12 protein-coding genes are annotated in these 15,511 nt (G+C 45.5%); 11 read left to right on the plus strand and 1 reads right to left on the minus strand.

Features of this window, described 5'->3' with window-relative positions; all coding sequences use genetic code 11:
* The first annotated feature begins 547 nt into the window (after positions 1-547).
* Complete coding sequence (locus ACRRSW_RS04915) at positions 548-4,804, plus strand: PKD domain-containing protein (RefSeq protein WP_432461041.1); 4,257 nt, start codon at positions 548-550, stop codon at positions 4,802-4,804.
* Positions 4,805-4,948: 144 nt separating this feature from the next.
* Entirely contained in the window at positions 4,949-5,245 is a 297-nt protein-coding gene (locus ACRRSW_RS04920; RefSeq protein ID WP_432461042.1) for an ArsR/SmtB family transcription factor, read from the plus strand.
* Positions 5,246-5,312: 67 nt separating this feature from the next.
* On the opposite strand, the gene rpsT is transcribed toward ACRRSW_RS04920, so the two are convergent.
* On the minus strand, positions 5,313-5,573 hold the full coding sequence (rpsT, locus tag ACRRSW_RS04925) for a 30S ribosomal protein S20 (protein WP_432454307.1): 261 nt from the start codon (positions 5,571-5,573) through the stop codon (positions 5,313-5,315).
* 237 nt (positions 5,574-5,810) lie between these two features.
* Between rpsT and murJ the strand changes: the two genes are divergently transcribed.
* The 9 genes from murJ to ACRRSW_RS04970 all read left to right on the plus strand — a co-directional run bounded on the left by murJ (position 5,811) and on the right by ACRRSW_RS04970 (position 15,507).
* Entirely contained in the window at positions 5,811-7,388 is a 1,578-nt protein-coding gene (gene murJ, locus ACRRSW_RS04930; RefSeq protein ID WP_432454306.1) for a murein biosynthesis integral membrane protein MurJ, read from the plus strand.
* Between the two features lie 42 nt (positions 7,389-7,430).
* A complete protein-coding gene (ribF, locus tag ACRRSW_RS04935; RefSeq protein ID WP_432454305.1) occupies positions 7,431-8,369 on the plus strand; it encodes a bifunctional riboflavin kinase/FAD synthetase in 939 nt (312 codons plus the stop codon).
* A 20-nt stretch (positions 8,370-8,389) separates the two neighbouring features.
* Positions 8,390-11,221, plus strand: coding sequence for an isoleucine--tRNA ligase (gene ileS, locus ACRRSW_RS04940; protein WP_432461043.1), 2,832 nt, complete (start codon positions 8,390-8,392; stop codon positions 11,219-11,221).
* Complete coding sequence (gene lspA / locus ACRRSW_RS04945; protein WP_432454303.1) at positions 11,214-11,726, plus strand: signal peptidase II; 513 nt, start codon at positions 11,214-11,216, stop codon at positions 11,724-11,726. The genes ileS and lspA overlap by 8 nt, the downstream gene beginning before the upstream one ends.
* Complete coding sequence (fkpB, locus tag ACRRSW_RS04950) at positions 11,723-12,148, plus strand: FKBP-type peptidyl-prolyl cis-trans isomerase (protein ID WP_432461044.1); 426 nt, start codon at positions 11,723-11,725, stop codon at positions 12,146-12,148. The genes lspA and fkpB overlap by 4 nt, the downstream gene beginning before the upstream one ends.
* Before the next feature lie 9 nt (positions 12,149-12,157).
* Complete coding sequence (ispH, locus tag ACRRSW_RS04955; protein ID WP_432454299.1) at positions 12,158-13,093, plus strand: 4-hydroxy-3-methylbut-2-enyl diphosphate reductase; 936 nt, start codon at positions 12,158-12,160, stop codon at positions 13,091-13,093.
* A 400-nt stretch (positions 13,094-13,493) separates the two neighbouring features.
* Positions 13,494-14,057 carry a type IV pilus modification protein PilV gene (gene pilV, locus ACRRSW_RS04960; protein WP_432461045.1) on the plus strand — a complete coding sequence of 188 codons (564 nt, stop codon included), beginning with the start codon at positions 13,494-13,496 and terminating at the stop codon, positions 14,055-14,057.
* Positions 14,054-15,061, plus strand: a complete 1,008-nt coding sequence (locus ACRRSW_RS04965; protein WP_432461046.1) for a PilW family protein — start codon at positions 14,054-14,056, stop codon at positions 15,059-15,061. Before pilV ends, ACRRSW_RS04965 begins: the two co-directional genes overlap by 4 nt.
* Entirely contained in the window at positions 15,061-15,507 is a 447-nt protein-coding gene (locus ACRRSW_RS04970) for a hypothetical protein (RefSeq protein ID WP_432461047.1), read from the plus strand. The genes ACRRSW_RS04965 and ACRRSW_RS04970 overlap by 1 nt, the downstream gene beginning before the upstream one ends.
* Positions 15,508-15,511: the final 4 nt, after the last annotated feature.

The following is a 15,511-nucleotide window of genomic DNA, read 5'->3' on the forward strand; positions in this document are numbered from 1 at the left end:
TTTAGGTTTTACAAGATAATCCTCTTCTCAAAAAGCAATCTTTACCATTCCTCAAATATAAATGATAGCTTTCGTGATAAATATCAAATTTATCACTAAGTTGTTTGTGTTTATTTGATGTTTGACGAGTTTATCGACTTCGTTGCTTCTTAATTGAAGGTATACCCGCTAGTGTTGCTAAAACTATAAAGTAACGTCGAAGGTTCGCTTACATCTCAAAGCGAATTCCGGTTTATATAATAAGTGTTGGCGTCAAGGCGACTAGCATACTGAATGTTTCTGATAACTCTGCGTAATGGCTAAATCACTTCGCCTGTTCGCTTTTGAGCTGAAGTACAGAAGCCTTGTGGAGTAGAGTCCATCTCAACTTCTACTTCACAAGTGATGCCTTAGGCATCAAATACGCAGGATCCAACCGTTATAGGGCAATTAAATATAATCGGCTTAACGGCCTACAAACCCATGTTTGGCTTCTGCATTTTAATCAGCAAGTAAAGCGTATCGAATAGCTATGCCTATGGCTATGGTGCGGGAAAGGAAGCAAATCATGAAAAAGATGTTCGCCATCACGATGGTGGCTGCGTCGGTCTCTGCGCATGCAGAAATCGCTGCAACTCATATTTACCATAATCACATGCCCAATTTCTGGCCTTATTACGATGTCAGTGAATACGATAATCTTGCGGTCGGGGAGGCGGTTCGCTATACCTACGACGGTCAAGTGATTAACTTAAAACAAAACCCACCAGCAAATTATAGTTTTTTTATTCCAAGCTCCGGGGCGCCGATGCCTCATGATGATTTGGTCTCGTATTATCAGCATCATGCTAAAACAGGCGCCTACCTGAGTTGGCCAATGGATACCGCGAAGTCTAATCATGGCAATCATCCACAGAGCCAAACTCATGTCACCATGTCGGCCGCGGTGATCAATAACGTACAAAGTTTTGCCGAGTTGGCTAATTTAGACGGATATAACCTAGGTTGGGGAGCGCATTGGCGAGAGGTTCAAGCGAATACTAAAACCTCAGGCGGTTTTAATGCATTAGATACCATTCACTTCTCTGGTCACCATACAATGGGGCCTTTAGTGGGTAATGAGTACTTTCTAAAAGATTTGATTTATCAAAATGTAACTTTAGCGCAAGATTACTTTCTAGGTGACGCCTTTAAGTCATCGAAAGGTTTCTTCCCGACTGAGCTCGGCTTTTCCGAGCGGATCATCCCAGTGTTAAATAAACTGGGGATTGAATGGTCGGTATTGGGTAATGTGCATTATTCCCGAACCCTACGTGATTATCCCTATTTAAATGATCCGGGGGTCGATACTTTAATTTCTCCACCGAATCGAGCTGACTTACAAAATGAAAGTAATATCGGGGCGTGGACCGAGTTGCACATGTTTAATGAACAGCAAAACACCATTAATAAATTTCCCTTCGCCTCGATCCCTCATTGGGTGCAGTATGTCGATCCTGAAAGCGGTGAGCAATACAAAGTTGCCGGTATTCCGGTTGAACAGGCGAGCTCTTGGGAAGAAGGATATCAGTGTAAAGTGACCGCTGATGTCATTAAACCATTTGTTGATGATGCGGCAAGCTTAGGGCGGACTCAGTTCTTTACCATTGCGCACGATGGTGATAATTCTTCTGGCTGTGCTGGTGATGGAAACACTTGGGCGAATTCGGGGAATGTGACTTATGCGGATACTACGGTTCGAGGTATGGGGGTAGAGGAATATTTGGCCGCGCACCCGATCCCTGCCGAGGATGTGGTACATGTTCAAGATGGCTCGTGGATTGATACTCGAGACTCTTCCGCAGATCCAACTTGGTATCATTGGCATATTCCAATGGGGGTTTGGAAGGGGCAAATGGCGGACTTTAATACCGCCAATGGCACCGACTTTGTCGCCACGCGTGAGCATATGGTCTCACTCGAATTGGGATATCATTATTTAGAACGTAATTTTGCGTTGCTTCAAGCCGCGGAGAACTATGCCAAGACCGCTGAGCAAATTTGGTTGGATAATAACCCTAATTATTGGAGCCCAAGTACCGAACGTGACCATCAAGTGACCTACCCTGGTAATCAATTGAATCCCTGGATGATGTCGTTTCCGCTGAAAGGAGATCCTGCGAACAATTACGCGGGTGGGGCTAATCCTGCGGAGCTAGGCTGGTACTTCTTATTAGCATCGATTGATTCGGGCTTTGGTTATTATGATGAGAATATTGATGATGGGGTGAAACCCACAGTGTCGTTTAATCAATCGCTACACTTCTCTGTTCCCTATGTGGAAGCAAATCTGAGTCAGGATAAAACTGGGCCTTCTTTATGGTGGCCGCAGCGCTACCCTTATAACCCAGGCAGCGCCAACGCGAGTAAGGCCGAGGGTTGGGCGAAGGTTTACGCCGATACTAAATTTGCCATCTATACCTATGGCTACGATGTGAGTGATATTCAAGACATCAAGGTAAAGGTTCGGGTACATAAGGATAAGTGGGCAACAGCCACCGATAAAACCTTTAAATTATACGATCCGAGTGCCCATAGTAGCGATCCAAATGTTGACCCTTCACGGGTTGGCGAGTGGCAGAGTTTTGCGATGAGTGAACGGGATTTAAGTGCCGATATCAACGGCGTGAGCTGGCAGCCATCGGGCAAGGAAATATTTGAGGTGGTTCCGGCAGACAAAATCGGCAACATGTACTTCAGCTATATCGAGGACTTTCAAGAGCAGCTACTTGATTACTATATTGAAGCGCGCGATAGCAAAGGTAATATCACGCGTTCGGCTATTCAACAAGTTTATGTTGGCGCGGGTCAGTTCAGTCACGTTGATGGCAAGCTGGTGGAAGATGTCAACGGTAGCGTTGCAGGTGAAGCAATGTTCTTTACCGATGATGTGATTATTGGAGATGCTCGTCCAGTTGCTGATATTGATGCAAGTGATGCAGAGGTCGCACATGGGACAGTGGTTACGCTAAGCGCTGCCGGTTCAACGGATAGTGAAGGCCCTATTGCGAGCTATCTTTGGAGCACTGGTGAAACGACTCCGACAATTACACTCACTCTGAATGAGCGGACTACCATTTCAGTCACCGTGACCGATAGTGTGGGGCAAAAAGCGTCTACCAGTGTGAGCTATCGGATCATTGGACAAACTGTCACTTCCAGCGTGTACTACCAGGACAGCAATGGTTGGGGACAAGTGTGTTTGCATTACAGTATTGATGGCGGATTAACTTGGACAACGGCACCGGGAGTGGCAATGCAAAGTCTTGCTGATAATTGGTATCGCTTAAGCATTGATTTAGACAATGCTGATCAGCTTGAATTTGTCGCGAACAGTTGTAGTGGCGCTTGGGATAATAATGGGGGGGCTAATTACAGTGCAGGTGAAGGTGATTGGCAGGTTGCCGGTGGCGTGATTTTAGCAGGGATCCCCGATGGCGTTGACGGTAATATCGCCCCAGTGGCGGTGATATCTCCTGTTAGCCATACGGTGGCAGTCGGCACCGAGGTGACTTTAAGTGCTGCGGGGTCTAGCGATAGTGACGGAAGCATTAGCAGCTATGCTTGGAGTACTGGTGAAACCAGCCAAAGCATTACACTTACGGTGACTGAAACGCAAACTATTACGCTGACCGTGACCGACGATGCCGGGAAAAGGAATACCGCTTCGGTGACCTTAAATGTTGCTGAAAATGTATTGCCAATTGCGGTGATTAGTCCCGCCAGTCAAACCGTGATTGCCGGTAGTGTGGTGACCTTAAGTGCGGCAGGTTCTTTCGATGAAGACGGTCAAGTGCTTAGCTATTTATGGAGCACTGGCGAAACCACCGCGGAGATTGACGTTACTGTTAATCAAAGCATGACGGTCGGGCTTACGGTCACGGATAATGATGAGGGGCAAGCCTCAACAGAAGTGCTCTTGAGTCTTGCGACGGAAAATTTTGCTGCTAATTTTGAGCAACTTTACTTCCGTGGCACTGCGAATGGTTGGCAAAGCTCAGCGATGAGCCTCATCGCGGATCATACTTGGCAAGTATTGGTTGATTTTGATGGCCAAACAGAGCAACGCTTTAAGTTTGATGTTAATGGTGATTGGAGTCAAAACTATGGGGATAACAATAGTGATGGCGTGTTAGAGCAAAGCGGCGGTGATATTTTCACTGCGGTCTCTGGCGTTTATTGGGTTGAAGTGAATGATCAAGAGCTTGCTTATCGCATTGTTGAGCAGAATGTAAATCAAGCGCCAACAGCGGTGATCACTGCGTCTGCAACACAAATCGATATTGGTCAAAGCATTAGCTATAGTGCCGCAGCCTCTAGTGACAGTGATGGCAGCATTACCGGCTACTTGTGGAGTAATGGTGCAAATACTGAAACCACGACCATCACTTACGATGCCGTAGGCTCTTATGGGCTTAGCTTAACGGTTACTGACGATGGCGATAAAACCGGTCAAGCGTCGGTGTTCGTGACAGTAGTGGACCCCAATGTCAACTTCGTTGCTAATTTCGAGAACTTGTATTTTCGAGGCACCGCTAATGCTTGGCAAAATACCGCAATGAGCTTAGTCAGAGATAACATCTGGCAAGTGACTATCAGTTTTGATGGGCAAAGCGGACAGCGTTTCAAGTTCGATACGGTTGGAGATTGGTCTTATAACCTCGGTGATAATGAAGCCGATGGTATCCTGGAAGAAGCGGGGGCCGATATTTATACCGATGTTGTTGGCGATTATTTACTGGAATTAAATGATTTGAGTATGACTTATTCGCTCACTGCTTTGTAACGGAGTCGGAACGATAAATGAGCCGCTTTCGAGCGGCTTTTTATGTTCAATACCGCGGCCATGGCGACTCCATTGCTCGATCCGGCTAGCTGAATTTGGTCATTTCACGTATAGTTTGGATAATTAATATTTTAGAGTTTGCAGATGAATATACAAAATATGCAGAAAAATGCTGAACCAGCATTGAAGCTACTAAAAGCCTTGGCGAATCAGAACCGCTTGATGATTTTGTGTCATTTGTTAGAAGGGGAGTTAACAGTTGGTGAATTAAATCAACGAGTTGAATTAAGCCAATCAGCTTTATCTCAGCATTTAGCTTGGTTAAGAAAAGATCAGTTGGTGATGACTCGTAAAGAATCGCAAACCATTCATTATGCTTTAGCGAGTAAAGAGGCAAAAGCAGTTCTGGTTCAGCTCCATGATTTATACTGTGCGGATTAAGTTTCTTCTTAATTTCACCAATAAAAAAACCGACTTAAAGTCGGTTTTTTTGTTCAAGCACCTTAAATTAAAGTGCGTTGATTTTAGCCACAATGCGGCTCTTATGGCGAGCTGCTTTGTTTTTGCTGATCAAACCTTTAGACGCGTAACGGTCTAGGATAGGTTGAGCAACAGTGTATGCTGCTTGAGCTGCATCTTTATCGCCTGCGTCGATAGCTGCAATAACTTTTTTCAAATTAGTGCGCATCATGGAGCGACGGCTAGCGTTATGTTGACGACGCGTTTCAGCTTGGATAGCGCGTTTTTTAGCTGACTTAGTATTAGCCAAGGTTAACTCCTGAACTTTGTCTTGGAATTATGAATTTAAAGGCCGTGGAATATGCCCGTTTTTCATGTTTATGTCAAACAATTTTTAACCAACTATAAAATCCAAGCAAGTAAAACCTAACTAAACGTTATGGTCGTAGCATCGATCTCTATAGGCGGGTAAACTGTGGCGCGATTCTACCAGCATTTTTAATGTTAGGGCAGAGGAATTTGTATAAATTGGCTACAGGACAGTGCATTGAGTAGAACCTTGTTAAAATCGGGCGCCATTGTGAGCGGTATGACTTTGATTTCTCGGGTGTTAGGTTTGGTTCGTGATGTGGTGATTGCGAATTTGATGGGGGCAGGCGTTGCCGCTGATGTATTTTTCTTTGCGAACAAAATACCAAACTTTTTACGTCGATTATTTGCCGAAGGTGCGTTTGCTCAAGCCTTTGTCCCGGTGCTGACCGAGTACAAACAAAATAATCGTGAAGATGAAGTGCGTTTGTTGATTGCCAAGGTAAGTGGCACGCTAGGTTTAGCGGTTACCATTGTGACTCTATTTGGCATTATTGGCTCGCCATTAATCGCAGCCTTGTTTGGCACGGGATGGTTTATTTCTTGGCTACAAGATGGGCCCGATGCAGCAAAATTTGAATTATCGGCTTTTCTTTTAAAAATTACTTTTCCTTATTTATGGTTTGTCACCTTTACTGGTTTATCTGGGGCCATTTTAAATGCCTTTGGCCGTTTTGCCGTGGCTGCTTTCACTCCAGTGTTATTGAACGTCGCAGTGATTGGTTTTGCGCTTGTTGTGTCTCCGCATCTTGAGCAGCCGGAAATCGGTTTGGCGATGGGGGTCTTTTTTGGTGGTCTGATCCAGTTCTTGTTTCAGCTGCCTTTTTTGTTGAAACTAAATTTATTGAGTAAACCTCAATGGGGCTGGAAGCACCCAGGGGTGACGAAGATCCGAACCTTGATGATCCCTGCTTTATTTGGGGTGTCGGTGAGTCAAATCAACTTGCTATTAGATACCTTGATCGCGAGCTTTTTGGTTACGGGCTCAATCTCATGGTTGTATTACTCCGATCGTTTATTAGAGTTTCCTCTCGGCTTGTTCGGCATTGCTATTGCCACGGTGATCTTACCAAGCTTGTCGCAACGCCATGTGGATAGCGATCCAAAACAGTTTCAGCAAACCATGGATTGGGCTGTACGTATGGTGTGCTTCTTGGGGATTCCGGCAACCGTGGGCATGGCGCTATTGGCACAACCCATTCTACAGGTGTTATTTATGCGTGGTGCCTTTGACCCTCAAGATGTCCTCAACGCATCCTATAGTCTGGTGGCTTATAGTGGTGGCTTACTATTTTTCATGTTGGTTAAAATTTTAGCGCCAGGCTATTACTCCCGACAAGATACTAAAACCCCTGTTAAATATGGCATCATCGCGATGGTCAGTAACATGGGGCTTAATTTGATTTTTGCGATCCCCTACGGATATGTTGGCCTTGCCATTGCGACCGCTTTATCTGCAGTATTGAATGCTAGTCTGTTATATCGAGGTTTACACCTTCAAGGGGTGTATCAGATGAGTCGCGCCAGTGCTTGGTGTATTGCTCGTATTCTCCTTGCATCGATTGTGATGGGGGCTGCGATTGCTTGGTTGTCACCAACAACAGAACAATGGTTTAGCCTCGCTTGGCATAGCAGTATGTTGCATTTGCTCAGCTATATTGGCGTTGCGGTCATCGTATATCTTATTTTACTGTTTGCTTTGGGGATCCGATTAGCTCACCTGAAAAGCAGTTTCGGGGCTGTAACTGGCGGCTAAACAAGCTATAATCCGTCGGTTTTTGATGAAATAGGCGCCGGAATGGAGTTAATTCGCGGTATATGCAATATAAAAGCACGTCATTATGGCTGTGCTTTGAGCATTGGTAATTTTGATGGTGTTCATTTAGGTCACCAGCAAGTCATTAAACGTTTAGTCGAACAGGCTCGCCAGCGAGGTCTGCCCGCTGTGGTGATGATTTTCGAGCCCCAGCCCTTAGAGGTTTTTGCTAAACGCCAAGCGCCCGCTCGAATTAGCCGCTTTCGTGATAAATACCAACAGTTGAAAACGTTGGGTGTAGACCGGCTACTTGTGGTCCGTTTCAATCAAGTGTTTGCGGAACTGAGCGCCGATTATTTTGTACGCCAGTTGTTAGTTGAATTGCTGGGTATTCAATACCTTGCTGTTGGCGATGATTTTCGCTTCGGTAAGGCGCGTGCTGGTGATTTTTCGAGCTTACAAGTTGCGGGGCAACGTTACGGTTTTGATGTGACGGCAACTCACTCGTTTTGTATTAATCATCAACGAGTCAGCAGTACTGGTTTACGTCAGTATTTAGCAGAGTCTGATTTTAATACTGTTGGGCAGTTATTAGGACGAAAGTTTAGTTTTAATGGCAAAGTCATTCACGGTCAAAAGTTAGGACGTCAATTGGGGTTTGCCACCGCTAATTTAAAAGTGGCTCGTCATGTATGCCCTATTCACGGGGTATTTGCGGTTAAAGCTTATGTTCAGCAGCTGCCTGAACATCGATTTTCTGGCATTGCTAACATCGGTTGGCGGCCGACTGCAAATGGTAAAGATTTATTGGTAGAGGCCCATTTATTTGAGTTTGATGCCAACCTGTATGGCCAACGTTTAGTGGTTGAGCCGCAGTTGAAAATAAGAGATGAACAAAAATTTGATTCGCTTGACGCACTGAAAGCTCAGGTGAATCTCGATATTAAGCGAGCAAAAGCCTACTATGGCCTTGCAGAGTAACCGACTGGAAAAGTAATTCGATGAGCGACTATAAAGATACTCTTAATCTACCCAATACCGAGTTCCCAATGCGTGGTAATTTGGCAAACCGTGAACCTGCAATGCTAAAGCGTTGGAGTGAAAAGGATCTATACGGCCAAATTAGGCTGGCCAAAAAGGGTAAGAAGAGCTTTATTTTACACGATGGCCCTCCTTACGCGAATGGCAATATTCACTTGGGCCACGCGGTGAATAAGGTGCTAAAAGATATTATCGTGAAATCGAAAACCCTGTCTGATTACGATTCGCCTTATATTCCTGGCTGGGACTGCCATGGTTTGCCTATCGAGTTACAGGTTGAGAAAAAAGTCGGTAAGCCCGGTAAAAAAGTGACGGCAGCCGAGTTTCGTCAAAAATGTCGTGAATATGCCGCTAAACAAATTGATGGTCAGCGTCAGGATTTTATTCGGATGGGGATTCTTGGCGATTGGGCGAACCCTTACCTCACCATGAATTTTGATACCGAAGCGAACATTATTCGTGCCTTGGCAAAAATCATTGACAATGGGCACCTCATGCAAGGCTCTAAACCAGTACATTGGTGTACTGATTGTGGCAGCGCCTTGGCAGAAGCGGAAGTGGAGTACGAAGATAAAAATTCTCCTGCGATTGATGTGCGTTTCGTTGTTGTTGATGAAGCGGCGTTGCTGGCAAAATTTGATCATCCACAAGGTGCCGATGGTGAAGGTCCAATTTCTGCGGTGATTTGGACCACTACGCCTTGGACCTTGCCTGCGAACCGCGCCGTGGCTGTGAATGCACATCTTGAATATGTGCTGGTTCAAATTGAAACCGAGGATGGCAAACAGCGGGTTATTTTGGCGCGTGAGTTAATGGAGCAGTGTGTTGAGCGTTTTGGCGCAATTCACTTTCATGCGCTTGGGTATTGCCAGGGGGCTGCGCTTGAACTGATTCAAGTGAAGCATCCGTTCTACAATTTTGAAGTGCCGATTATTCTCGGCGACCACGTGACCACTGAATCGGGTACTGGTTGTGTACATACCGCTCCTGGCCACGGTCAAGAAGATTTCGCAGTCGGTCAAAAGTATGGCTTAGAAGTTGCGAATCCAGTGGGTGACAATGGTGTGTTTCTTGCCGACACCGAGTTTTTTGCAGGTCAGCATGTATTTAAAGCCAATGACAATGTTGTAGAAAAGCTGAAAGAAACGGGTGCTCTATTACACCATCATGCTTATCGTCATAGTTATCCACATTGTTGGCGCCATAAAACGCCGATTATTTTCCGAGCTACCCCGCAGTGGTTTGTCAGTATGGACCAAAATGGTTTGCGCAAGCAGGCGATGCAAGAAATTAAGAATACTCAATGGATCCCTGATTGGGGCCAGAGTCGCATCGAAAGCATGGTTGAGAATCGTCCCGACTGGTGTATTTCTCGCCAACGTACTTGGGGCGTTCCAATTGCCCTATTTGTGCATCGCGAAACTAACGAGTTGCATCCTCGCGCTGTCGAGTTGATGGAAGAGGTAGCGAAACGCGTTGAACAGAACGGTATTCAGGCTTGGTGGGATTTAGATGCAACTGAATTATTAGGGGATGAAGCGGCTAGTTATCGCAAGGTTGAAGACACTCTGGATGTATGGTTTGACTCTGGCTCTACCCATTCAAGTGTGGTTGCTGCGCGTCAAGAGTTTAATGGCCATGCCGCCGATATGTACCTAGAAGGTTCAGATCAACATCGTGGTTGGTTTCAATCATCATTAATGATTTCGACTGCCATTAATGGGAAAGCACCATACCAACAAGTGTTAACTCACGGTTTTACGGTTGATGCCAACGGTCATAAGTTTTCAAAATCATTGGGGAATGGTGTTGCACCGCAGGACGTATGGAACAAACTTGGTTCTGATATCTTACGCTTGTGGATCGCATCAACTAACTACACTGCAGAAATGAGTGTGTCTGATGAAGTATTTAAACGCAGCGCCGATGCCTATCGACGTATTCGGAATACTTCACGCTTCTTGTTAGCAAATTTAGCTGGTTTTGAACCTGAGCAACATTTGGTCGCTAGTGAAGATATGGTGGCTCTTGACCGCTGGGTGGTGGGGCGTGCCGCTGCAGTTCAACAAGAAATCGTTGAAGCTTACGAGCAATATCAGTTCCATGTGGTGTATCAAAAATTAATGCACTTCTGCTCAATCGAGTTAGGTAGCTTCTACTTAGATATCATTAAAGATCGTCAGTATACTGCTAAATCCGATGGTTTAGCGCGTCGTTCGTGTCAAACCGCCTTGTACCATATCGCGGAGGCATTAACACGCTGGATAGCGCCTATCTTGAGCTTTACTGCCGATGAAATCTGGCAGGCTCTGCCTGGTCAGCGCAACGAATTTGTGTTTACCGAAACTTGGTATCAAGGTTTGAGTTCTTTAGCGCAAGATAGCGCGATGAACGATGATTTTTGGGCGAAGTTAATCACCATTCGTGATGAGGTAAATAAAAACCTTGAACAAGCGCGTCGTGATAAGAAGATCGGTGGCACCTTAGAAGCGAAAGTAAGCCTCTATGTTGATACTGAATTGGCGCAACTATTAAGTTTGCTGGGTGATGAGTTACGCTTTGTATTGTTAACCTCTGAGGTTAGCTTACATACCCTAGAATCTGCTGGTGCAGAAGCCGCGAGCACTGAGTTAGCGAATATGAAAGTGCAGATTGAAGTTGCCGAAGCTGAGAAATGTGAGCGTTGTTGGCACCATCGAGAAGATGTTGGTCAAACAGAGGCTCATCCACATTTGTGCGCACGTTGTGTGAGTAATGTGGCTGGCGAAGGAGAGTCTCGTCACTATGCATAAGCAAGCTGCTATGACTGAAGTTTCAGCGACCGGCTTGCGTTGGCTGTGGTTGAGCGTATTGGTTTTTGCGCTTGACCAAGCCACTAAGTATGCAATCGCAGCTAACTTTAATTTGTATGAGTCGCTGCCAATTACACCGTTTTTCAATTTGGTCTCGGTGCGTAATTACGGTGCAGCTTTTAGTTTTCTCAGTGACGCAGGTGGTTGGCAGCGCTGGTTTTTCACTGCCATAGCGATTGGGGTTAGTGGCCTGTTGCTATGGTGGATGAAGAAAACTTCGGTAGCCCAAAAATGGCAGGCGATTGCTTATGCTCTGGTGCTTGGCGGTGCCGTTGGTAACGTATTTGATCGCTTGGTTTTTGGTTATGTGATCGACTTTCTAGATTTTTATATCGGGAGTTACCATTGGCCATCTTTTAATGTTGCCGATTCAGCCATCTGTGTTGGTGCAGTGCTATTGGTACTTGATAGCCTATTTAGTTCTCATTCTAAGGACACTAAATGATCCAGCAAGGTAGTACGGTTGAGTTGCATTTTGTGTTGAAATTGTCAGATGGCACTATCGCTGAAAGTACTTACAATTATTCCAAACCCGCGCAACTAGTGCTGGGGGATGGTAGCTTAACTGAAGGTTTCGAAACCTGTTTGCTAGGCTTGAAATCAGGGGATAAACGTGAATTTGAACTGCCAGCAGAGCAAGCTTTTGGCCTGAGTAATCCTGATAATATTCAGCACTTTGAACGCAGTAAATTTGGTACCGATGCGCCGGCAGAAGAGGGCAATATCATTGCTTTTGCTCAGCCAGATGGGAGTGAAATTCCAGGAATTATTAGAGCCGTTACTGGTGACTCAGTGACGGTAGATTTTAATCATCCTTTAGCGGGTCATACAGTGATCTTCGAAGTGGAAATTTTGGCGGTTCATTAAGGAACGATAATGGAAATAATCTTAGCCAACCCTCGGGGATTTTGTGCCGGTGTTGACCGGGCCATTTCTATTGTTGAGCGCGCTCTGGAAATGTTTGGTGCGCCAATTTACGTCCGTCATGAAGTTGTGCATAACCGCTATGTTGTGGATGGCTTACGTAAACGAGGCGCAGAATTTGTTGATGAACTGAGTGATGTTCCTGAAGGCAGTATCTGTATCTTTAGTGCACATGGTGTTTCACAACAAGTCCGCGCGGAGGCAAAGCGTCGAAACTTAAAGATTTTTGATGCCACCTGCCCGTTGGTAACCAAAGTTCATATGGAAGTTACTCGGGCTAGCCGCAAAGGCATTGAGTGTGTATTGATCGGCCACCAAGGTCACCCTGAAGTGAATGGGACAATGGGGCAGTATAATAACGATGCAGGCGGTATCTATTTGGTGGAAACCGTGGCCTGTGTTGAAAAACTTACAGTAAAAAAACCGACGCATTTATTTTATTGTACTCAAACCACGCTGTCGGTGGATGATACTTCGGCGATTATCGATGCCCTGCGGCTTAAGTTCCCAGCCATTCAAGGACCACGCAAGGATGATATTTGTTATGCGACCCAGAATCGTCAAGACGCGGTAAAAAATCTTGCTGAAAAGTCTGATGTGGTGCTGGTGGTTGGTTCTAAAAATTCGTCTAACTCTAACCGTTTGCGTGAAAAAGCTGAAAAGTCTGGCGCTCAGGCTTACCTTATTGATGGTGTGAGCGATATTAATGCAGCTTGGTTTAAATCTGATAGTCGGGTGGGGGTGACCGCTGGCGCTTCTGCTCCCGAAGTACTGGTACAAGAGGTCGTTGCTGGTTTAAAAGATATGGGAGGGGTTCGTGTTATAGAGAATCCCGGTCGAGAAGAAAATACTATTTTTGAAGTCCCTGCAGAGTTAAGACTGATCTAGTCTAGCGCGTTCAGCATTCTCATATTCTATAAAAAAGAAGGCATGTCCTTCTTTTTTGCGCTATACACTAAATAACTAGGTTGTTAGAGGTTCGCTTCTGGCTGTTGCTCATGGATTCGGAGCGACATAGAGACTTGGCCTATTCGCGGCACGCTTCTATGGCGGCTTTAGGCAAGCGTAATTACACTTCTCGTCATCTAAGTTCAAATTATTGGATGTCGAAGTATGCCATTTGAGGCCGATTACTGAGGGACTTAGGCAAGCGCGATTCTTGGTTATCGTCATTTCAAAGTCGTAAGCTATAGCGGGATCTGCGTGACTGAAATGAGCTCGCTGGTTTTCCTGATTGACTGAATATTGGCACAAAATGGCATTAAGCATCATGGATGGGTCGGTTAAGATGCTACATCAATCATATTCTCGAAACCTCGGTTTTACGCTGATCGAGGTCATCATCACTTCTTTTATTTTGGCCGTGGGTTTACTGGCCGTCGTCGCGATGCAGGCGGTTGCTAAACGTTCTAGTTTCGAATCTCATCAACGTACAGTTGCTATGTTATTAGCTGAAAATTTGGTGGAACGGGTGCGGTTAAATCATTTGGCTTGGCAAGCTAATAATCCAGCTACAGTGACTGTTGGCGAGGGCCAAGTTGCAAGGGTTAAGCCTGCCTGTGCAGAAGACAATGGTTTACTGAGCAACTGTAGTTTTGCTGACCTAGTGAACGATGATTTATATCACTGGGAATATGGTCTTTACGCCAAGTCTGCGGGCGGTAAAGGCGGATTAGTAAAACCTAACGGTTGCGTGCAGCTGAAGGCCGATGGGGAGCTCACAGTGGTGGTTACATGGCAGTCTCGACAATCGTTAGTTGCTTTGAGTCACAGTAATCCTCTGGTTGCTAGCTGTGGCGTGAATGCAGACCAACGTCGCAAAATGGTACTCACTACACGAGTTGGCCTATGAGCCATTCCACTCAACAGGGCTTTACTTTAATTGAATGGTTGATCGCGATTGTGATTGGTTTGTTTTTGACTGCAGGGATCGGAAGTTTTTTGGTTGCCTCGCAGCGTACTACGGAAGCGACCTATCATAGTGAACAAATGATGGATAGTGGCAGAATCGCCACCCATTTAATTACTCGAGATCTAAAAATGGTTGGTTTTTTTGGCGAATATACCGGTAAGCCTATGGTGAGAGGTGCTGGGGTCACTTTAGTTACAAGCGATATTCCGAGTGCTAACGATTGTTTGACTGACTGGGTTGGCGCGACCCCAGAAGGCTCTTTTCCATCGGCTGGAGGGCGTTTTAGTCCTTTGTTTGTTGGTCAAGTGAGTAACAGTAACTCTTTAAGTGGCCAGTATGCTTGTGTGAGTTCGCGTAGCAACTTGGTGCTTGACTCCGATGTTATTGGTATTAAGCGGGTAATTGGCTCTCCAAAGTTAAGCGCCGCAGACTTAAATTCCAAGCGTTATTACTTTGCGGCAAATTCCGCCCAAGCGGAGCTCTTTACTAGTAGCGATCCTTGGCCAAGTGAAGCTGATATGCCGGGGCGGCAAGTTTGGGAATATCAACACTTTGTTTATTACTTAGATGTGAGCGCGCAATCAGGCTTGCCTGTTTTACGCAAGTTGTATCTCCATAATGATAGTGGAATGCAGGCCATCAATGGCCCTTTGGTGGAAGGTATCGAGAGAATGAGGTTATTACTGGGGGTGGATACTGATACCAGTGTAGATGGGGTGATTAATGAATTTATTGCCGCTAGTAACGTGACGCCGCTGCAGTGGAGTGAAGGGCGAGTGATTGGCGCGAAGTTATATTTGTTAGTCCGTTCCTTAACTGAAGATCAAAACTATACTAATAACAATAGTTATGAATTGGGCGATGTTGCTGTTGCTGCTGCAAATGATCATTATCGCCGAACGTTGTTTGAATCGGTCATCTCTTTCAGAAATATGGTGTATTGATGAGTATTCACTTGAAATTGAGGACACAGTCTGGCGCGGCATTGTTTGTGGCTATGTTGTTTTTGCTGATTTTAAGCTTTTTGGGTGGCGTGTTACTGAGCAGTGCCAATCAAGGTTTAAAAGTCGTTTCAGCGATGGGGGATCGGCTTGGCGCTGAGAATGTATTGGAAGGCGAGATGGATCAGTTGATTATGGAGCCTAGCTTACAAAGTTTAATTGGCTCGATGCCAGCGGCGTCTTCAATGTCTGCATCCAGTGTGGTGCCAGGGGTCGACGGTACCTTGAGCCACACCGTCGACAACGTCTGCTCGAGAAGCATTAATGCTAGCAGCAATAATGCCATTAGCCAATGTCGTTATATTAGAGTGGTGGCGGATAAAAGTTATGGTAAAGGGGCGCGGGCAGCAACTTCCTTAGCGGCCGGGATCGAGCAGCCATTGTTGTAAATAA

This window comes from Agarivorans sp. QJM3NY_25 (assembly GCF_050870875.2).
In the GTDB taxonomy this organism is placed as follows: domain Bacteria; phylum Pseudomonadota; class Gammaproteobacteria; order Enterobacterales; family Celerinatantimonadaceae; genus Agarivorans.

Coding starts and splice junctions, on each gene's coding strand:
- lspA (WP_432454303.1), top strand. CDS start 11,214: ATGCATAAGCAAGCTGCTATGACTGAAGTTTCAGCGACCGGCTTGCGT.
- ispH (WP_432454299.1), top strand. CDS start 12,158: ATGGAAATAATCTTAGCCAACCCTCGGGGATTTTGTGCCGGTGTTGAC.
- pilV (WP_432461045.1), top strand. CDS start 13,494: ATGCTACATCAATCATATTCTCGAAACCTCGGTTTTACGCTGATCGAG.
- ACRRSW_RS04970 (WP_432461047.1), top strand. CDS start 15,061: ATGAGTATTCACTTGAAATTGAGGACACAGTCTGGCGCGGCATTGTTT.
- ACRRSW_RS04915 (WP_432461041.1), top strand. CDS start 548: ATGAAAAAGATGTTCGCCATCACGATGGTGGCTGCGTCGGTCTCTGCG.
- ACRRSW_RS04965 (WP_432461046.1), top strand. CDS start 14,054: ATGAGCCATTCCACTCAACAGGGCTTTACTTTAATTGAATGGTTGATC.
- fkpB (WP_432461044.1), top strand. CDS start 11,723: ATGATCCAGCAAGGTAGTACGGTTGAGTTGCATTTTGTGTTGAAATTG.
- ileS (WP_432461043.1), top strand. CDS start 8,390: ATGAGCGACTATAAAGATACTCTTAATCTACCCAATACCGAGTTCCCA.
- ribF (WP_432454305.1), top strand. CDS start 7,431: ATGGAGTTAATTCGCGGTATATGCAATATAAAAGCACGTCATTATGGC.
- ACRRSW_RS04920 (WP_432461042.1), top strand. CDS start 4,949: ATGAATATACAAAATATGCAGAAAAATGCTGAACCAGCATTGAAGCTA.